Annotated in this window: 17 protein-coding genes; 13 read left to right on the forward strand and 4 right to left on the reverse strand. The window is 69.1% G+C overall.

Annotated features, from left to right (window positions below):
- The first annotated feature begins 85 nt into the window (after positions 1 to 85).
- From HNR15_RS06870 to HNR15_RS06890, 5 genes are all read left to right on the forward strand, one after another.
- Positions 86 to 1453 (forward strand): ABC transporter substrate-binding protein, encoded by a 1368-nt coding sequence (locus HNR15_RS06870; protein ID WP_179480242.1) that lies wholly within the window; start codon positions 86 to 88, stop codon positions 1451 to 1453.
- Entirely contained in the window at positions 1453 to 2424 is a 972-nt protein-coding gene (locus tag HNR15_RS06875; protein ID WP_179480244.1) for a carbohydrate ABC transporter permease, read from the forward strand. The genes HNR15_RS06870 and HNR15_RS06875 overlap by 1 nt, the downstream gene beginning before the upstream one ends.
- The gene (locus tag HNR15_RS06880) at positions 2424 to 3269 is read left to right on the forward strand and encodes a carbohydrate ABC transporter permease (RefSeq protein ID WP_179480246.1); all 846 of its coding nucleotides are present in this window, start codon (positions 2424 to 2426) and stop codon (positions 3267 to 3269) included. The genes HNR15_RS06875 and HNR15_RS06880 overlap by 1 nt, the downstream gene beginning before the upstream one ends.
- 2 nt (positions 3270 to 3271) lie before the next feature.
- The gene (locus tag HNR15_RS06885; protein ID WP_179480248.1) at positions 3272 to 4753 is read left to right on the forward strand and encodes a mannitol dehydrogenase family protein; all 1482 of its coding nucleotides are present in this window, start codon (positions 3272 to 3274) and stop codon (positions 4751 to 4753) included.
- 84 nt (positions 4754 to 4837) lie between these two features.
- The gene (locus HNR15_RS06890; protein WP_179480251.1) at positions 4838 to 6244 is read left to right on the forward strand and encodes a xylulokinase; all 1407 of its coding nucleotides are present in this window, start codon (positions 4838 to 4840) and stop codon (positions 6242 to 6244) included.
- 3 nt (positions 6245 to 6247) lie between these two features.
- Here the strand turns inward: HNR15_RS06890 and HNR15_RS06895 are convergent, their stop codons facing one another.
- From HNR15_RS06895 to HNR15_RS06905, 3 genes are all read right to left on the reverse strand, one after another.
- Positions 6248 to 6688, reverse strand: coding sequence for a VOC family protein (locus HNR15_RS06895; protein WP_179480253.1), 441 nt, complete (start codon positions 6686 to 6688; stop codon positions 6248 to 6250).
- Positions 6689 to 6811: 123 nt separating this feature from the next.
- Entirely contained in the window at positions 6812 to 8386 is a 1575-nt protein-coding gene (locus HNR15_RS06900; protein ID WP_179480255.1) for a catalase, read from the reverse strand.
- A gap of 53 nt (positions 8387 to 8439) precedes the next feature.
- Positions 8440 to 8931 carry a Fur family transcriptional regulator gene (locus tag HNR15_RS06905; RefSeq protein WP_179480257.1) on the reverse strand — a complete coding sequence of 164 codons (492 nt, stop codon included), beginning with the start codon at positions 8929 to 8931 and terminating at the stop codon, positions 8440 to 8442.
- A gap of 320 nt (positions 8932 to 9251) precedes the next feature.
- Here HNR15_RS06905 and HNR15_RS06910 point away from each other — a divergent pair, with 320 nt between their 5' ends.
- Positions 9252 to 10448 (forward strand): MFS transporter, encoded by a 1197-nt coding sequence (locus HNR15_RS06910; RefSeq protein WP_179480260.1) that lies wholly within the window; start codon positions 9252 to 9254, stop codon positions 10446 to 10448.
- A gap of 13 nt (positions 10449 to 10461) precedes the next feature.
- Here HNR15_RS06910 and HNR15_RS06915 read toward each other — a convergent pair whose 3' ends face one another.
- Complete coding sequence (locus HNR15_RS06915; protein ID WP_179480262.1) at positions 10462 to 10815, reverse strand: TfoX/Sxy family protein; 354 nt, start codon at positions 10813 to 10815, stop codon at positions 10462 to 10464.
- 331 nt (positions 10816 to 11146) lie between these two features.
- On the opposite strand from HNR15_RS06915, the gene infC reads away from it, so the two are divergent.
- The 7 genes from infC to argC all read left to right on the forward strand — a co-directional run bounded on the left by infC (position 11147) and on the right by argC (position 18146).
- Complete coding sequence (infC, locus tag HNR15_RS06920) at positions 11147 to 11806, forward strand: translation initiation factor IF-3 (RefSeq protein WP_425484522.1); 660 nt, start codon at positions 11147 to 11149, stop codon at positions 11804 to 11806.
- A gap of 95 nt (positions 11807 to 11901) precedes the next feature.
- Positions 11902 to 12096 (forward strand): 50S ribosomal protein L35, encoded by a 195-nt coding sequence (gene rpmI / locus HNR15_RS06925; protein WP_179480264.1) that lies wholly within the window; start codon positions 11902 to 11904, stop codon positions 12094 to 12096.
- A 60-nt stretch (positions 12097 to 12156) separates the two neighbouring features.
- Entirely contained in the window at positions 12157 to 12549 is a 393-nt protein-coding gene (rplT, locus tag HNR15_RS06930; RefSeq protein WP_179480266.1) for a 50S ribosomal protein L20, read from the forward strand.
- 37 nt (positions 12550 to 12586) lie between these two features.
- Positions 12587 to 13414, forward strand: coding sequence for a TrmH family RNA methyltransferase (locus tag HNR15_RS06935; protein ID WP_179480268.1), 828 nt, complete (start codon positions 12587 to 12589; stop codon positions 13412 to 13414).
- Between the two features lie 38 nt (positions 13415 to 13452).
- Positions 13453 to 14547, forward strand: a complete 1095-nt coding sequence (pheS, locus tag HNR15_RS06940) for a phenylalanine--tRNA ligase subunit alpha (protein ID WP_179480270.1) — start codon at positions 13453 to 13455, stop codon at positions 14545 to 14547.
- A complete protein-coding gene (gene pheT, locus HNR15_RS06945; protein ID WP_179480272.1) occupies positions 14547 to 17078 on the forward strand; it encodes a phenylalanine--tRNA ligase subunit beta in 2532 nt (843 codons plus the stop codon). The genes pheS and pheT overlap by 1 nt, the downstream gene beginning before the upstream one ends.
- A gap of 27 nt (positions 17079 to 17105) precedes the next feature.
- Entirely contained in the window at positions 17106 to 18146 is a 1041-nt protein-coding gene (argC, locus tag HNR15_RS06950; RefSeq protein WP_179480274.1) for an N-acetyl-gamma-glutamyl-phosphate reductase, read from the forward strand.
- Positions 18147 to 18156 lie beyond the last annotated feature (10 nt).

Below are 18156 nucleotides of genomic sequence, written 5' to 3' on the forward strand. Positions count from 1 at the left end.
TCGCCATCAAGAATGTGATCTGCGACACTACATGCATATGAGCGGGGAGCGCTCATATGAGCGCTCTCGAGGAGAATGAGTTCATATGCGATCCACACAACGAGTCGCCATCAGCGTTGCGGTCGTCGGGCTGGTCACGGCCGGACTGTCCTCCTGTTCCGCGAGTAGTGGAGGGTCGAGCGGAGGTAGCAAGACCCTCAACGTCCTGATGGTCAACAACCCCCAGATGGAAGCGTTGAAGAAGGTCACGCCGGAGTTCACGAAGGCGACCGGCATCAAGGTGAACTTCAAGGACCTGCCGGAGAACGACCTGCGGTCCACGGCAGCGACCGAGTTCGCTCAGCAGGCCGGTCAGTACGACCTGGCCACCCTGTCCAACTTCGAGATCCCCATCTACGCCAAGAAGGGGTGGGTCGCGGACCTGACGAAGGACACCACCGACGCCAAGTCGACCTGGAACGGCCAGAGCTTCGACCAGAGCGACATCCTGAAGCCGATGGCGGAGTCGCTGACGGTCAACAACAAGATCTACGGCGAACCGTTCTACGGCGAGTCCTCCTTCCTCATGTACCGCAAGGACCTCTTCAAGGCCGCCGGGCTGACCATGCCGGCCAATCCGACCTGGCAGCAGGTCGCCGGGTTCGCGGCGAAGCTGAAGAAGGGCAGCACCGCCGGCATCTGCCTGCGCGGGGCGGTCGGCTGGGGTGAGGTCATGGCCCCGCTCACCACGGTGGTGAACACCTTCGGAGGCACCTGGTTCGACAAGGACTGGAACGCCCAGGTGAACACCGGCGGATTCGCCAAGGCCACGAACTTCTACGTCGACCTGGTGAAGAAGTACGGCGAGCCGGGCGCGGCCCAGGCCGGCTTCACCGAGTGCGACAACGCGATGATCCAGGGCCAGGCCGCCATGTGGTACGACGCGACGTCGGCCGCCGGCACGCTCGTCAGCTCCAAGTACGGCTCGGACATCGGGTACGCGCCCGCGCCCGTCGACCAGACGAAGAGCTCCGGATGGCTCTACACCTGGGCCTGGGGCGTGGAGTCGGCGTCCAAGAAGAAGGACGCGGCGTGGAAGTTCATCTCGTGGGCCAGTGGCAAGGACTACCTCAGCACCGTCGGTGGCCGCACCGGTACCGGGATGGGCTGGGCCAACGTTCCTGCCGGCGCTCGGACCTCGCTCTACAGCAACCCGAACTACCTGAAGGTCGCGAGCAGCTTCGCGCAGCCCACCCTGGCGGCCATCAACTCCGCCGACCCGAACAACACGGGCCGCACCAACCACCCGCCGGTTCCGGGGATCCAGTTCGTCGACGTGGCCGAGTTCACCGATTTCGGACAGAAGGTGAGCCAGGAGATCTCGAATGCGATCGCCGGTAGCACGTCCGTCTCCAGCGCGCTGAACGCGAGCCAGTCGATCGCGCAGGACGGCGTGAAGGCGTACAAGAAGTAATGACTACCGCCAGTCTTGACCCCAGCGGCGCCGTGGCGGCCCCCACGGCGCCGCCGGGAGCGGACCCCGAGACCAAGCGTCGGGCACGCCGGGAGGGATGGAAGCGCCGTCTGCCGCTGATGCCGGCGTTCATCTTCGTCGTCATCATGACGCAGCTGCCGTTCCTCGCGACCATCTTCATCTCCTTCAGCAACTGGACCGCCTTCAGCGGTAACAAGGGGTTCGCGGGACTGGACAACTTCAAGACGGTCTTCCAGGACTCCGACGCCCGCTCGGCGGTGATCACCACCATCGAGCTGACCGTGCTCGTGGTGCTGATCAGCCTCGTGTTCGGCATCGGGATCGCGCTGCTGCTCGACCGGACGTTCAGGGGGCGCGGCATCGTCCGGACGATGATGATCGCGCCGTTCCTGATCGTCCCGGAGGCGGCCGCACTGGTCTGGAAGCACGCGCTGTTCAACGTGCAGTCCGGCTTGTTCAACGGCCTGATCACGCAGTTCTACAACTGGTTCGGCCTGAAGAACCCGCCGCAACCGGACTGGATCACCAGCCACCCGTTGGGCACCATCGTCACGGCCCTGGTCTGGCAGTGGACGCCGTTCATGATGCTGATCATGCTCGCCGGGCTGCAGGGCCGACCGATGGACATCATCGAGGCGGCGCAGGTGGACGGCGCGAACACCTGGCAGATCTTCACCAAGATGACGTTGCCGCACATGCGGCGCTACATCGAGCTGGCCGGACTGCTCGGGGCGATCTACATCGTGCAGAACTTCGAGTACGTCTACACGATCACCTCGGGCGGTCAGAACACCGCCAACCTGCCCTACTACATCCAGCAGACCTTCTTCGCCGGGACGGGTGAGTACGGCGTCGCGTCGGCCGCCGGTGTCGTCGTGGTCATCGGCACCATCATCATCGCGACATTCGCGCTACGCACCGTGCTCTCGGTGCTCAAGGAGGAGAGCTGATGGCAGCTGCAGTCGTCAACCGGTCGGCGGGCCAGAACAAGCGAGCCGGCGGTCTGCTGAGCGCGGCCGCGTGGGTGATCGCGGTGCTGTTCATCATCCCGATCCTCTGGATGGTGCTCACCGCCTTCCACCAGGAGAACGACGCGGCGAAGAACCCCCCGGCCTTCTTCGCGCCCCTGTCGACCTCCGGGTTCAGCGACTTCTGGGCTGCCAAGCCCATCCCGCCCATGCTGAACTCGTTGACGGCCTCCCTGGTGTCGACGCTGTTCGTGCTGTGTCTGGCGCTTCCGGCGGCGTACGCGCTGTCCATCAAACCGGTGCGTAAGTGGACCGATGTCATGTTCTTCTTCCTCTCCACGAAGTTCATGCCGATCGTGGCGGGGCTGCTGCCGCTCTACCTGGTGGCGAAGAACACCGGACTCCTCGGAAACGTATGGTCGCTCGTTCTCATCTACACCTCGATGAACCTGCCGATCGCCGTCTGGATGCTGCGTTCGTTCCTCGCGGAGATGCCGATCGAGATCCTCGAGGCCTCCCAGGTGGACGGTGCGGGGTTCTTCACGCAGATGTACAAGATCGTCATCCCCTTGGTGATGCCGGGTCTGGCGTCGGCGGCGTTGATCTGCTTCATCTTCAGCTGGAACGAGCTCCTGCTCGCCAACACGCTCGGCGGCAACACGGCTCAGACGGCTCCGGTCTTCCTCACGGGCTTCGTGACCAGTCAGGGTCTGTTCCTGGCGAAGGTGTGCGCCGCGGCAGTCGCCATCTCCCTGCCTGTGCTGGCCGCAGGGTTCGCGGCCCAGGACAAGCTGGTCCAGGGATTGTCGCTCGGCGCAGTCAAGTGACGATGACCGTCACTCTGTCGCAGTCCACGCTGGCTCAACTGAGTACGGAGGTCGCACGCCCGTCGTACGACCGGTCGAAGGTCACCCCGGGGATGGTCCATCTGGGGGTCGGCGGATTCCACCGGGCCCACCAGGCGATGTACACGGACGCGCTGATGAACGACGGCGCTGCCATGGATTTCGGCATCGTCGGGGTGGGCGTGCTGCCGCAGGACGAGCGCATCGTCGAGATCCTCAACGGGCAGGACGGGCTCTACACCCTGGTGCAGAAGCATCCGGACGGCAGTCTGGAGCCGCGGGTGATCGGCTCGCTCCTGCGGATGCTGCACGCACCGAGCGACCCCGACGGCGTGCTGTCGGCGATGACCGATCCGAGCACCCGGATCGTCTCCCTCACCATCACCGAGGGCGGCTATCTGGTCGACCAGGTGACGGGGGAGTTCGAGGCCGACCACCCCTCGATCCAGGGTGACCTGAAGGAGGGAGCCACTCCCTCGACGGCGTTCGGTTTCATCGTCGAGGCACTGCGTCGTCGCCGCGCGGCCGGCACAGCGCCGTTCACCGTCATGTCCTGCGACAACCTGCCAGGGAACGGCGACACCGCGCACCACTCGATCGGTGCCTTCGCCCGGCTGAAGGACGCCGAGCTGGCCGACTGGATGGAAGAGCACGTCCCCTTCCCCAACTGCATGGTCGACCGGATCACCCCGGTCACCGCCCCTGAGGACATCGCGGCGCTGCAGGAGCGTTTCGGAGTGCGGGACGGCTGGCCGGTGGTCTGCGAACCCTTCACCCAGTGGGTGCTGGAGGACCGCTTCACCGACGGTCGACCCGCGTGGGAGAAAGTCGGCGTGCAGGTCGTGGACGACGTCGTCCCGTACGAGCTGATGAAGCTGCGGCTGCTCAACGCCAGCCACCAGGCGTTGTGCTACCTCGGTTACCTGTCCGGGTACCGCTACGCCCACGAGGTCGCCTCCGACCCGCTCTTCGCCGAGTTCCTGCTCGGGTACATGGAGTTCGAAGGGACGCCGACGCTGCCCGAGGTGCCCGGCGTGGATCTCGCGGCCTATCGCGAGGAGCTGGTGTCCCGCTTCGCCAACCCGGAGGTGCGCGACACGCTGGCGCGGTTGTGCGCCGAGAGCTCGGACCGGATCCCGAAGTGGCTGGTGCCGGTGATCAAGGCCGACCTGGAGGCGGGCCGCCCCGTCGACCGCTCCGCACTGGTCGTCGCCGCGTGGGCCCGCTACGCCGAGGGCACCGACGAGGAGGGCGAGCCGATCGACATCGTCGACCACCGCAAGGAGGCCGTGATGCGCGCCGCCGCCGACACCTCCGATCCGCTGGCGTTCGTCCGCGACAAAGCGCTCTTCGGCGACCTGGCCGAGCAGAAGGGATTCACCGAGCCCTACCTCGCGTCGCTGAAGTCGTTGCACGACAAGGGTGCCCGCCAGACTCTGCAAGAGCTTGTCGATCGGGTCCGGTAGGCGTAGACAGGTGCAGCCTGCCGTCGACTCCGGTCCGGCACCTATCTGACGCCCGCCCTTCGCCCCACCGACCCAAGGACACCGATGCCCCGCACCCTCGTCGCCGGAGTCGACTCCTCGACCCAGTCCTGCAAGATCGTCGTCTGTGACGCCGACACCGGAGAGGTGGTCCGGGAGTCACGGGCAGCCCACCCCGACGGGACCGAGGTGTCCGCCGACCACTGGTGGACCGCATATGAGCAGGCTGCCTCCGACGGGATGCTCGAGGGCGTATCCGCCCTGGCGGTCGGCGGTCAGCAGCACGGGATGGTCACGCTCGACGGTGACGACAAGCTGGTGCGGGATGCGTTGCTGTGGAACGACGTACGCTCCGCCGAGGCGGCTGCCGACCTCGTACGGGAGCTCGGAGGACCGCAGGCGTGGGTCGACCGTGTCGACGTCGTCCCGCTCGCGGCGTTCACCGTGGCCAAGGTGCGCTGGCTGGCCGAGCACGAACCGGAGCATGCTGCGCGCACCGAGCGGGTCGTCCTGCCGCACGACTGGTTGACCGGCCGGATCCTGCAGTCCGGCAACGGTTTCGAGCGCTGGACCACCGATCGCGGTGACGCGTCCGGCACCGGGTACTGGTCGCCGGTCACCGGGACCTACCAGGACGAGCTCGTGCGGTTGGCCGCCGGGAAGGCGCTCGACCTGCCACAGGTGCTCGCGCCCGACGCCGCCGCGGGTCGCACGGACTCCGGCATCCTCGTCGCGCCGGGAACCGGCGACAACATGGCCGCCGCTCTGTCCCTGGGATTGGAGGCGGGCGATGCCGTGGTGTCGCTCGGGACCAGTGGGACGGTCTACGCCGCCCATGAGCGGCCCTCCGGCGATCCCACCGGGGCGGTCGCCGGATTCGCCGACGCGACAGGTGGGCACCTGCCGCTCATGTGCACGCTCAATGCCGCGCGGGTGCTCAGCGCCGCGGCGGCCATGCTCGGGACCGACCTTGCCGGTCTGGACCGGTTGGCCCTCGCCGCGTCGCCGGGCGCGGAGGGACTGGTCCTGTTGCCCTACCTCGACGGCGAACGCACGCCCAACCTCCCGGAGGCGACCGGCAGCCTCGGCGGTCTCACTCGCTCCAACGCGACCCCGGAGAATCTCGCGCGGGCCTGCGTGGAGGGGATGCTCGCCAATCTGGCGGCCGGCATCACCGACCTGCGCGCGGTCGGCGTGCCCGTCGAGCGCGCACTGCTCATCGGTGGTGCGGCGGCGTCGGCAGCGGTCCGGGCGATCGCGCCGATGGTGCTCGGCGTGCCGGTGAGCGTGCCCGACAGCGCGGAGTACGTCGCGCTCGGCGCAGCCCGGCAGGCCGCCTGGGTGCTGTCCGGGGGCGGAGACCTGCCGCCGTGGTCGGTGGACGCGCATACGACGATCGACCTGCCGAGCGGGGACGACGGTGCGCGGATCCGGGACAGGTACGACGCGTTCCGGCACACCGTGCACGGCTGAGCCTCAATCGAGGCAGAACTCGTTGCCCTCCGGGTCGCCCATGGTGATGAAGCCCGTCTCCATGGTGGCCGGGTCCGGCTCCACCCGGTAGAGCCGGACGGCGCCCAGAGCCTGCACCCGGGTCGCCTCGGCCTCCAGGGCGGTCATCCGGGCGTCGCCCTCCGCGCCCGGCGCGGCGCGCACGTCCAGGTGCACCCGGTTCTTCACCGCTTTGCTCTCTGGCACCCGTTGGAAGAAGATCCGCGGTCCGGACCCCTCCAGCGGCAGGATGGCCGACCGGGCATTGCGCTCCTGGGGTGGCACGCCGAACGCCTCCAGGGCCGCGTCCCAGGAGTCGAATCCCTGCGGCGGTGGCTGCAGCTGGTATCCGAGTACGGCCGCCCAGAACCGTGCGAGCCGGTCCGGGTCGGTGCAGTCGAACGTGATCTGGATGTCCGCCGTCATCCCGCCACGGTGACACCGCCCACCGACAGCCGCTCGCCGACGGCGCGGGCCCGCCAACGCGAAGGGCGTACGCCGACCGAAGCGGTCGGCGTACGCCCTCAGCGATGCGTCAGGTCACCCAGGTCAGTGAGCAGCCTGGGTGCGCTTCTCCACGATCAGGTCGACGTTCGCCTTGGCGTCGTCGTCCTCACCGCCGGGGTTCTCCCCGCCGACCTCGGCACGGACCTGCTCCTCGATCTTGGCGCCGGTCGTCGGGTCGACGTTCTTCCAGTACTGGAAGGCGCGCTCGAGGACCTCACCCTTGACGCCGCCGAGCAGGTGGCCCGCCACGGTGTCGACGAACCGGTCACGCTGGTCCTGGGTCCACACGTTGCGGACCAGGTCACCGGCCTGGCTGAAGTCGTCGTCGTCGGCGCGCAGGGTGTGGGCCTGGCGCACCATCTCGCCGTCGGACTCCCAGCTCTCCTCGACCTCGCCGACGTTGTCGGCGTAGCCGCGACCGAAGCTGTTCGGCGCGTAGACCGGGTCGTCACCGGTGTGCTCGAAGGCCATCGGGCCGTCGAACGCATAGGTGTTGTGGTCCTGCACCCGCGGCCGGTTGACCGGCAGCTGCAGGTAATTCGGGCCGATCCGGTAGCGGTGCGTGTCGCTGTAGGCGAAGGTGCGCCCCAGCAGCATCTTGTCGGGGGAGAAGCCGATGCCCGGCACGGTCGCGGACGGCTCGAACGCCGCCTGCTCGATCTGGGCGAAGAAGTTCTCCGGGTTGCGGTTCAGGGTCATCGTGCCGACCTTGACCAGCGGGTAGTCGCTGTGCGGCCACACCTTCGTGAGGTCGAAGGGGTTGAGGTGGTAGGTCTTGGCGTCCTCGTACGGCATGAGCTGCACCGACAGATCCCAGCTCGGGAAGTCGCCGCCCTCGATGGCCTCGTGCAGGTCGCGGCGGTGGAAGTCCGCGTCCTCGCCGGCGATCCGGGTCGCGGCCTCGCCGGTCAGACCCTCGACACCCTGGTTGCTGTGGAAGTGGTACTTCACCCAGTGCTTCTCACCGGCTTCGTTGATCCACATGAAGGTGTGGCTGCCGTAGCCGTTCATGTGCCGCCAGGTGTGCGGGATCCCGCGGTCGCCCATCAGGTAGGTCACCTGGTGCGCCGACTCGGGGTTGAGGCTCCAGAAGTCCCACTGCATGTTGTTGTCGCGCAGGCCGGTGCCGCCGCGACGCTTCTGGCTGCGGATGAAGTGCGGGAACTTCATCGTGTCGCGGATGAAGAACACCGGGGTGTTGTTGCCGACCAGGTCGTAGTTGCCCTCGGTCGTGTAGAACTTCAGCGAGAAACCGCGCGGGTCGCGCCACGTGTCGGGCGAGCCCTGCTCACCGGCGACGGTGGAGAAACGCGCCAGCATGTCGGTCGTGGTGCCCTTCTGGAAGAGGGCCGCCTTGGTGTACGCCGAGACGTCCTCGGTCGCCTCGAACACACCGAACGCACCCGACCCCTTGGCGTGCACGTTGCGCTCCGGCACGCGCTCGCGGTTGAAGTGCGCCATCTGCTCGATGAAGTGGGTGTCGTGCAGGAAGATCGGACCGTCCGGCCCGTTGGTGAGGGAGTTGCGGTCGCTCGGCGCGGGGGCGCCGGTCGAGGTACGCGAACCCAGGTGCGCCTCCTTGGACGGAGCGGTCTGGATCGATTCGTTGCCGGTCATCTGGCTCTCACTTTCCTTCTTCGGTGGTCGGTCTTCGATGGGGGTCTGGGGGATCAGGGGACCTGCGAGCCCGGGGTGCCGGGGTGCCGCGATGATCGAGGGTCACTCGATTCGTCATTACCCGGAACGTCGTCGCGGCACTCGGAGCAGTGGCCCCAGTAGATGACCTCGGCCTCGTCGATCGTGAACCCGTCGGGGTTGCTCGCTTCCAGGCACGGTGCGGGCCCGACGGCGCAGTCGACGTCGCCGACGGCACCGCACGAGCGGCATACGACGTGGTGATGGTTGTCGCCGGTGCGCGTCTCGTAGCGGGCCGGGTGACCGGCGGGCTCGATGCGACGTACGAGACCGGCGGCGGTCAGCGCGCGCAGCACGTCGTAGACCGCCTGCACCGAGACCGACCCCAGGCGCTCGCGGACGGCCATGACCAGGTCGTCGGCGTCGGCGTGCGGCCGAGAGGAGAGCTCCTCCAGGACCGCGACGCGAGGCGCGGTGACCCGCAGCTGCGCCGCGCGCAGCTTCATGGGGGTCTCTGACGGGTGCATCGTGACCTACACCACCACACCAGTCTGGAACCGTTCAAGACAGGGTCGGCTTACCTCGTGGTCCTCTCGGGTAGGTCGGCTGGGCGGCTTCCGCTTCACAGGGCCCGATCTCAGGCAGCCTCGATGCGCAGCGTTGCCCTCGGCGTGCGCTGCTGGACGTCTCTTGCGTGGGTTGCACGCGTTGCGATCACGTTCCTGCGCGTGGTGCACCTGCCGGGGTGGGTTGTCGGCGCAGCGGTCGGTTGCCGACTCGGGAGGTGGCGAGCAACGTCACACGAAAACGACTGGAGTCAAGAATTTCGATATGGAAGTATTGACGCATGTCCATCACGCCGTACCGACGCGTGCTCGCCGTCCGCGACGCACGTCGCGTACTGCTGCTCGGATTCCTGCTGCGCCTGCCGATCTTCTCGGCCGGAGTCATCCTCACGCTGCACGTCGTCAGCCACCTGCACCGCACCTACACCGAGGCCGGCCTGGTGGCCGCCGCCGGCACCATCGCCATCGCCGTCTCAGGGCCCTGGCGGGGGCGGTTGCTGGACCGTCTCGGCCTACGGCGCGTGGTCGCCCCCTCGATCGTGGTGAACGGTGTCTGCTGGTCGATCGCGCCGTTCGTCGGCTACTGGGCGCTGCTCGTTCTCTCGGTCGTCGCCGGACTGTTCGTGGTGCCGACCTTCTCGGTGATCCGCCAGGGCGTCATCGCCGCCGTGACCGAGGTCGACCGGCGCACCGCGCTCTCGCTGGACGGGATCGTCGTCGAGCTGGCGTTCATGACCGGGCCGCTGCTGGTGGTCTGGCTCGCGACCGTCGTCTCGACCACGTGGGTGCTCTTCGGCATCGAGATGGTCGGTGTCGTCGTGGGCGTGCTGCTCTGGTGGGCCGACCCGCCGCTGCGCGATGCCTCGACCACGGGTTCGACGGCCGCGCCGGTGCAGCGCGCCGAGTGGTTCCGGCTGAAGTTCGTCCTGTTCTGCGCGGCTGCCACCGCGTCGACCATCGTGCTCACCGGCAGCGACGTCGCGTTCGTCGCAGCCATGAGGCAGTGGTCCGCCACGGCCTCCCTCGGGCTGGTCCTGGTCGTGTGGAGCGTGGGTTCGATCGTCGGCGGTCTCGTGTACGGCGCCATCTCGCGCCCGCTCCCGCCGTCGCTGTTGCTGCTCGGGCTCGCTGTCACGACCGCCCCCATGGCGCTCGCGACCTCTCCGTGGATGCTGGCGGCGTTCTCCCTGTTGGCCGGGATCTTCTGCGCTCCCACCATCACCGCGACGGTCGACGCGATCTCCCGTGTCGTCCCGCCGTCCGCGCGCGGCGAGGCCATGGGGTGGCACGGTTCGTTCATGACGACCGGCTCGGCGCTCGGTGCGCCGATCGGCGGGGTGGCGATCGATCACTTCGGATTCGGCGGAGGTTTCGTCTCCGTGTCGATCCTCGGTGCGCTCATCGCTCTGCTGGCTGCCGCAGGCGCGCGACCCCGCACCGGCCGTCCGGTCGAGGTCGAGCACCGGCTCGCTGCCTGAGCCGGCGGTCGGCTCAGCCGCCGGGCTCGGTGCCTTCGCGCCGCGGCAGGCTCGCGGCGTACGTCATTCCCTCATCGACCCACCGGTGCAACGCCTCGTCGTCGGCGACCGCTTCGGGGGACACGTCGAGCCAGCCGTCCAGCGCCCGGCCCCGCATCACGAAGCGCTCGACCCGCGGCGGGTCGAGCAGCTGCGCCGTCTGCTCGGGTGCCACCCGGACCATCAGGGCGCCCCGGCTGCCCGCGGCGACCGCGAGGTGGCCGTTGATCAGGAACGCGAGCCCACCGAACATGGCCTTCTCGGACAGTCCGTAGCTGCCTTCCACCAGGACGCGGATGCGCTGCGCGAGTTCCCTGTCGTACGGCATGAGGTGATTATCGAGCCGTGGTCCGGTCCTCGCACCGCGTTCGATGGAGCCGATGGCGCCGAATTGGTGGGAATGGCAGGGCGGCTGTTACCGTTGTGCTTACCGATCGGCGTTATGTCCGGGCAGCTGCCCGGGTCATCATCGCCGGTGTGCAAGAGAAGCAACCGCTTCCACCCTGTGCGGCAGGCATGCCGCGGGGTTCCGGTCCAGGTACGACGATCCTCTCGGTCGTCCGTCGGTGCATCGTCACCGGCGACGAATCGATGGGGCGTCGGCGTCGGTCATCGACCGATCCGCCTGAACTGCAGCGTGGGCTCCTCGTGCACCGTGGGTGACGAGGAGCCTTTCTTTGTCTCCACGCAGCTTCGAAGGAGCAGCGGAAGAAGGAGCAGACATCAGCGCTGAACCACGTATCAACGACCGAATCCGGGTACCTGAGGTCCGGTTGGTCGGACCCAACGGCGAACAGGTCGGCATCGTGCGCGTCGAGGACGCGCTGCGACTGGCCGGCGAAGCAGACCTCGACCTCGTCGAGGTCGCGCCGATGGCCAAGCCGCCGGTCGCCAAGCTCATGGACTACGGCAAGTTCAAGTACGAGGCTGCCGTCAAGGCCCGTGAGGCCCGCAAGAACCAGGTCAACACGGTCATCAAGGAGATCAAACTCCGCCTGAAGATCGACCCGCACGACTACGGCACCAAGAAGGGCCACGTCGAGCGCTTCCTGAACGCGGGCGACAAGGTCAAGGTCACGATCATGTTCCGCGGTCGCGAGCAGTCCCGCCCCGAGATGGGCTTCAAACTGTTGCAGCGACTCGCCGAGGACGTGTCCGAGATCGGGTTCGTCGAGAGTTCGCCGAAGCAGGACGGTCGCAACATGGTCATGGTGATCGGGCCGGTCAAGAAGAAGGCCGAGGCCCGCGCCGAGGGACGTCGTAAGCGGGAGGCCGAAGCGGCCGACCAGCCCGAGACGGAGCTCGCGACCACCGAGTGACCGGCCCGCCTCGCAGCGGGCCCAGAGATTTTGCACGCCACACCGGGACCTCCCGCGCGTTCTGCGCGGCCCGGCGACACGAAGGAGACCGGCAGATGCCGAAGATGAAGACCCACAGCGGGGCCAAGAAGCGCTTCCGCACCACCGGGACCGGCAAGGTGATGCGCCAGCGCGCGCGTCACGTGCACAAGTTCCAGGAGCGCAGCTCCAGCAACGCCCGCCGACTGGTGAACGACGTCGTCGTCGCACCCGCCGACACCCGCAGGATCAAGCGCCTGCTCGGTAAGTAAGCACTGCCCATCTCGCATCACCGGTGCATGCGCCGGTAGCACTAATCGAAGGAGATTCACGTGGCACGCGTGAAGCGGGCAGTCAACGCCCACAAGAAGCGTCGCGTCGTCCTGGAACAGGCGAGCGGCTACCGCGGTCAGCGTTCGCGCCTGTACCGCAAGGCCAAGGAGCAGGTAACCCACAGCATGGGTTACTCCTACCGGGACCGCCGGGCCCGCAAGGGTGACTTCCGTCGCCTGTGGATCCAGCGCATCAACGCCGGCGCCCGCGCCAACGGGATGACCTACAACCGGTTCATCCAGGGCCTGAAGGCCGCCGAGATCGAGGTCGACCGTCGCATGCTGGCCGAGCTGGCCGTCAACGACGCCCCGGCTTTCGCGGCCCTCGTCGAGATCGCCAAGGCCAACGTGCCGGCGACCGAGGAGAAGTCCGACGCCACCAGCGCCGCCTGAACGACATCACCACCCTCGAACGCCGGCCGAGCCTGCCGTGCTGACCAACCCCCGCGCGACGCGGGTGAAGGCAGTGCGAGCGCTCGGTCGGCGTTCGGTGCGTGAGCGGGCCCACCGGTTCGTCGCGGATGGGCCGCAGTCCGTCCGCGAGGTGCTGCGGTTCTCTCCCGCCACCGCCGTGGAGGTGTACGTCGACGCCGAGACGGCGCAGCGTCACGCCGACCTGCTCGAGCAGGCACGCGCCGCCGACGTACCCGTGCACGACTGCACCGCGCAGGTGCTGGCCGAACTGGCCGACACCCAGCACCCGCAAGGCATCCTGGCCGTCTGTCGGCCGGTCGACGTACCGCTGGACGACGCGCTGGACGCGGTCGTGGAGCCGACCGCAGGCTTCGTGGTCGTGCTCGCCCAGGTGCGCGATCCGGGCAACGCCGGCACCGTGCTGCGAGGCGCGGACGCCGCCGGTGCCCGCGCGGTGATCGTCACCGACTCCAGCGTCGACCTCTACAACCCGAAGGTCGTGCGCTCGACCGCCGGATCCCTCTGGCACCTGCCGGTGGTCGTCGGCGCGCCCCTGGAGTCGGTCATCGACGGCTGCCGGCGGCGCGGGATCGCCGTACTCGCGGCGGACGGTGCCGGTGAAGTGCTGCTACCGGACGCCGACCTGCACGGACCGCACGCCTGGGTGATGGGCAACGAGGCGTGGGGGTTGCCGCACGAGTTACGCGATCGATGCGACGAGGTCGTCCGGGTGCCGATCCACGGTCACGCCGAATCCCTCAATCTCGCGATGGCCGCGACCATCTGCCTCTACGCCAGCGCCGCGGCGCAAACACCCGTGAAGAGCACCGCTTCCCGTCGATAGACTCCGCCAGTCCTCCGAACGTTCAACGAAGGCAGTCGATGTCAGGCCCCAACACGCAGTACGACCCGGTCGAGGTGGCTGCTCTGGACCCCGCTCAGATCGATGCGGCGGTGCAGTCCGCGATCGAGGGGATCGCGGCCGCCGACTCCCTCGAGGCGTTGAAGATCGCACGCACCGAGCACCAGGGGGACAAGAGCCCGCTCGCCCTCGCCAACCGCGAGATCGGGGCGCTGCCGCCGACCGCGAAGGCCGAGGCGGGCAAGCGCGTGGGCCAGGCCCGCGGTCGCGTCGCCCAGGAGCTCAAGGCACGCCAGCAGGTGCTCGAGGCCGAGCGCGACGAGCGCATCCTCGCCGACGAGCGCGTCGACATGACCCTGGTGCCCGACCGGCGCCCGCTCGGCCGCCGCCACCCCGTGGAGTTGATGGGGCAGCAGATGGCCGACGTGATGGTCGGGATGGGCTGGGAGATCGCCGAGGGGCCCGAGGTCGAGGCCGAGTGGTTCACCTTCGACGCCCTGAACTTCGACCAGGACCACCCGGCCCGGCAGATGCAGGACACGTTCTACGTCGAGCCCCCGGACGCCGGTCTCGTTCTGCGTACGCACACCTCGCCGGTGCAGGCCCGCGCCATGCTCGAACGCGGCGTGCCGCTCTACATCGCGGTGCCGGGGCGGGTGTTCCGCACCGACGAGCTGGATGCCACCCACATGCCGGCCTTCCACCAGCTGGAGGGCCTGGCCGTCGACGAGGGCCTCACGATGGCCCACCTCAAGGGCACCCTCGACCGGCTGGCCGCCGAGTTGTTCGGCCCGGACATCACCACCCGGCTGCGCCCGTCGTACTTCCCGTTCACCGAGCCGTCCGCGGAGATGGACCTGCGCTGCTTCGTGTGCCACGGCAACGACCCGGACTGCCGCACGTGCGGCGGCACCGGCTGGATCGAGTGGGGCGGCTGCGGGATGGTCAACGAGAACGTGCTCCGCGCGTGCGGCGTCGACCCGGCGAGGTACTCCGGCTTCGCCTTCGGCATGGGCATCGACCGGGCGCTGATGTTCCGCACCGGTGTCGCCGACATGCGGGAGATGATCGAGGGCGACGTGCGCTTCAACAGCCAGTTCGGGATGGAGATCTGATGCGGGTGCCCGTCGAGTGGCTGCGCGAGTACGTCGAGATCGCACCGGGGACCACCGGCGCGGACATCGCGGCCGCCCTGGTGCGCGTCGGTCTGGAGGAGGAGGGCCTGCACGGCGCCGACATCACCGGACCGCTGGTGGTCGGCCGGGTGATCTCCGCCGACCCCGAGCCGCAGAAGAACGGCAAGACGATCAACTGGTGCCAGGTCGACGTGGGCGATGCCAACGGCACCGGTGAGCCGCAGGGCATCGTCTGCGGAGCGCACAACTTCGCCGCGGGCGACTGGGTCGTCTGCGTCCTGCCAGGCGGCGTGCTGCCCGGCGATTTCCACATCGCCGCGCGCAAGACCTACGGGCACGTCAGCGCCGGGATGATCTGCGCCGCGGACGAACTCGGCCTGCCCGACGACGGCTCCGGCGGGATCATCCGGCTGGCCGAGCTGCTGCCGGGCGCGGAGCTGGTGCCCGGCCAGGACGCGGTCGCGCTTCTCGGTCTGGATCGCGAGACGGTCGAGATCAATGTGACCCCCGACCGCGGCTACTGCTTCAGCCTGCGGGGCGTCGCCCGTGAGTACTCCCACGCGACCGGCGCAGTCTTCACCGATCCGGTGCCCGCCCTCGCGCAGCGCGCCCCGCACGACGCAGACACCGGCTTCGCGGTGCGCCTGGACGACCGCTCGCCGCTGCGCGGACAGGCCGGCTGCCGCCGCTATGTCACCCGCACGGTGCGGGGCATCGACCAGGGCGCACCCACCCCGGCATGGATGGCCACCCGGCTCACCGAGGCCGGCATGCGGCCCATCTCGCTGACCGTCGACATCAGCAACTACGTGATGCTGGCGCTCGGCCAGCCCACCCACACCTTCGACCTCGCGACGATCTCCGGTCCGATCGTCGTACGCCGGGCAGCCGCCGGCGAGACCTTGAAGACCCTCGACGATCAGGAGCGTTCGCTCTTCGGCGAGGATCTGCTGATCACCGACGGTGGTGACCGCGTGCTCGGCATCGCCGGGGTGATGGGCGGCGCCGACACGGAGATCTCGGGGACCACTACCGACGTGCTGATCGAGGCGGCGAACTTCGACCCCGTCTCGATCGCCCGCTCGGCCCGCCGGCACAAGCTGCCGTCGGAGGCCGCGCGCAGGTTCGAGCGCGGGGTGGACATCGACCTGGCCCCCGCGGCCGCACAACTGATCGTCGACCTGCTCGTCGAGTACGCCGGGGGAGTCGCCGACGATGGCGCGACCGACGTCGGTGACGGGCTCCCTCCCGTCACCATCGACTTCGACCTCACCCTGCCGACGCGGCTGGTCGGTGTGGCGTACGACGAGGAGCAGGTCGTCGACGTCCTGCGCCAGATCGGTTGCGCCGTCGAAGTGTCCGGCACTCGCGCCAGCGTCGTGCCGCCCACGTGGCGCCCCGACCTGACCACCGGCCCCGACCTCGTGGAGGAGGTGGCGCGCATCCACGGGTACGACGCCATCCCCTCGGTGGTGCCCCGCCCGCCCGGCGGCCGAGGTCTGACGCGCAGTCAGCAGACCCGGCGCACGATCGCGGACCTGCTGGCCGGTCGCGGCCTGCAGGAGACCTGGAGCGCGCCGTTCGTCAACCCGCAGGTGCTGCAGCGGCTCGGGATCGACGACGCCGATCCCCGCAGCCGGGCCGTCAAGATCGCGAACCCGCTGTCCCAGGAAGCCGACCTCTTCCGCACGACGCTGCTGCCGGGACTGCTCGACACCCTGCGGCGCAACGTGTCCCGCGGTGCCCGCGACCTGGCGCTGTTCGAGGTCGGGCTCGTCGCCCTGCCGGACGGTCAGCGCCGCAAGGCGCCCACGGAACCACCGGGCGTGCGTCCGGACGATGCGACGCTGGCGCAGATCCGTGCCGCCGTACCGCCGCAGCCGCGACAGCTCGCTTTCGCCCTGACCGGTGAGCGCGACCGCACCGCCTGGTGGGGTCCCGGACGTGGCGCGGACTGGACCGACGCCCTGGAGATCGTGCGCGACCTGGGCCAGGCCCTCGGCCTCACGCTCACCACAGCCGCCGACGAGCGGGCACCGTTCCACCCCGGCCGGTGCGCCGTGGTCACGGTCCCGGGCGGCGGGATCGCCGGCTGGGTCGGAGAGGTGCACCCGAAGGTCTGCGAGGCCCTGGAACTGCCCGCACGCACGGTCGCCGGTGAACTCGACCTGGACGTGCTGCTCGCCGCGAGCGAGGGCGACACGGTCTCGGCACCCGTCTCGACGTACCCGATGGCCAGCAGCGACGTGGCTCTGGTCGTCGACGAGACCGTCCCGGCAGCGCGGGTCGAAGCCGCCCTGCGCGCGGGTGCCGGTGACGACCTCGAGGCGGCAGCCCTCTTCGACCTCTACTCCGGCGAGCAGGTCGGTGCGGGCAAGAAGTCTCTGGCCTACCGGCTGCAGTTCCGGGCGCCGGACCGCACGCTCACCACGACCGAGGTGAACGCGGCCCGCGACCGTGCGGTGGCTCGCGCGGAGCAGGAGACGGGGGCGTCCCAGCGCGGCGCATGAGTATGCGCAGGCATGTATGATCATGCAATGCTGAAGATCGCGGTCGCCGGAGCGAGCGGGTACGCCGGTGGAGAGATCCTGCGCCTGCTGCTGGGCCGTCCCGACGTGCAGATCGGGCACGTCACGGCGGCGAGCAGTGCCGGTAGGACGCTCGGCGAGGTGGCGCCGCACCTCAGCCCGCTGGCCGACCGCGTGCTCCTGGACTCCACCGCCGAGCACCTGCGCGATCACGACGTGGTGTTCCTGGCGCTGCCGCACGGCGCGTCCGCCTCGGTCGTCGAGCAGCTCGCGCCCGACACCGTGGTCATCGACTGCGGCGCGGACTTCCGGCTGCAGGACGCCGACGCCTGGACCACCTTCTACGACACCCCGCACGCCGGCACCTGGCCCTACGGCCTGCCCGAGCTGCTCACGGCCGGCGGTCGGCAGCGCGACGCCTTGCGTGGTGCCCGTCGTATCGCGGTCCCCGGCTGCTATCCCACCGCGTGCACGCTGGCACTTGCTCCTGCGTTCGCCGCCGGACTGGTGCAGCCGCGCGACGTGGTCATCGTCGCTGCCAGCGGCACCTCCGGTGCCGGGCGCAGCCTCAAACCGCACCTGCTGGGGGCCGAGGTGATGGGCGCGATGTCGCCGTACGGCGTCGGGGGCACCCACCGGCACACCCCCGAGATCGAGCAGAATCTCGCCGTGGCCGGTGGCGCTCCGGTGCGGGTGTCGTTCACCCCCACCCTCGCCCCGATGCCGCGGGGGATCCTCGCCACCTGCACGGCACCCCTGGCCGACGGCGTCCGACCGGGGCAGGTCCGGGAGGCGTATGCCGCGGCGTACACCGACGAGCCGTTCGTCGAGCTCCTCCCGTCCGGGTCGTGGCCGTCGACCGGGAGCGTGCTCGGGTCCAACATGGTCCATCTGCAGGTCGAGGTCGACGAGCGGGTCGGCCGGGTGGTCGCCGTCGCAGCCGTGGACAACCTCACCAAGGGCACGGCGGGCGCTGCGCTGCAGTGCATGAATCTGGCGCTCGGGCTCCCCGAGACGACCGGCCTGCCGACAGCGGGGATCGCACCGTGACGACGACCGG

This window comes from Allobranchiibius huperziae (assembly GCF_013410455.1).
Classification (GTDB): Bacteria; Actinomycetota; Actinomycetes; order Actinomycetales; family Dermatophilaceae; genus Allobranchiibius; species Allobranchiibius huperziae.

Excerpts from the sequence above, each read along its gene's own strand:
- HNR15_RS06915 (WP_179480262.1), bottom strand. The coding sequence starts at position 10,815 with ATGCCGTACGACAGGGAACTCGCGCAGCGCATCCGCGTCCTGGTGGAA.
- HNR15_RS06880 (WP_179480246.1), top strand. The coding sequence starts at position 2,424 with ATGGCAGCTGCAGTCGTCAACCGGTCGGCGGGCCAGAACAAGCGAGCC.
- HNR15_RS06895 (WP_179480253.1), bottom strand. The coding sequence starts at position 6,688 with ATGACGGCGGACATCCAGATCACGTTCGACTGCACCGACCCGGACCGG.
- argC (WP_179480274.1), top strand. The coding sequence starts at position 17,106 with ATGCTGAAGATCGCGGTCGCCGGAGCGAGCGGGTACGCCGGTGGAGAG.
- HNR15_RS06910 (WP_179480260.1), top strand. The coding sequence starts at position 9,252 with ATGTCCATCACGCCGTACCGACGCGTGCTCGCCGTCCGCGACGCACGT.
- HNR15_RS06890 (WP_179480251.1), top strand. The coding sequence starts at position 4,838 with ATGCCCCGCACCCTCGTCGCCGGAGTCGACTCCTCGACCCAGTCCTGC.
- HNR15_RS06875 (WP_179480244.1), top strand. The coding sequence starts at position 1,453 with ATGACTACCGCCAGTCTTGACCCCAGCGGCGCCGTGGCGGCCCCCACG.
- HNR15_RS06885 (WP_179480248.1), top strand. The coding sequence starts at position 3,272 with ATGACCGTCACTCTGTCGCAGTCCACGCTGGCTCAACTGAGTACGGAG.
- pheS (WP_179480270.1), top strand. The coding sequence starts at position 13,453 with ATGTCAGGCCCCAACACGCAGTACGACCCGGTCGAGGTGGCTGCTCTG.
- rpmI (WP_179480264.1), top strand. The coding sequence starts at position 11,902 with ATGCCGAAGATGAAGACCCACAGCGGGGCCAAGAAGCGCTTCCGCACC.
- HNR15_RS06905 (WP_179480257.1), bottom strand. The coding sequence starts at position 8,931 with ATGCACCCGTCAGAGACCCCCATGAAGCTGCGCGCGGCGCAGCTGCGG.
- HNR15_RS06900 (WP_179480255.1), bottom strand. The coding sequence starts at position 8,386 with ATGACCGGCAACGAATCGATCCAGACCGCTCCGTCCAAGGAGGCGCAC.
- pheT (WP_179480272.1), top strand. The coding sequence starts at position 14,547 with ATGCGGGTGCCCGTCGAGTGGCTGCGCGAGTACGTCGAGATCGCACCG.
- HNR15_RS06870 (WP_179480242.1), top strand. The coding sequence starts at position 86 with ATGCGATCCACACAACGAGTCGCCATCAGCGTTGCGGTCGTCGGGCTG.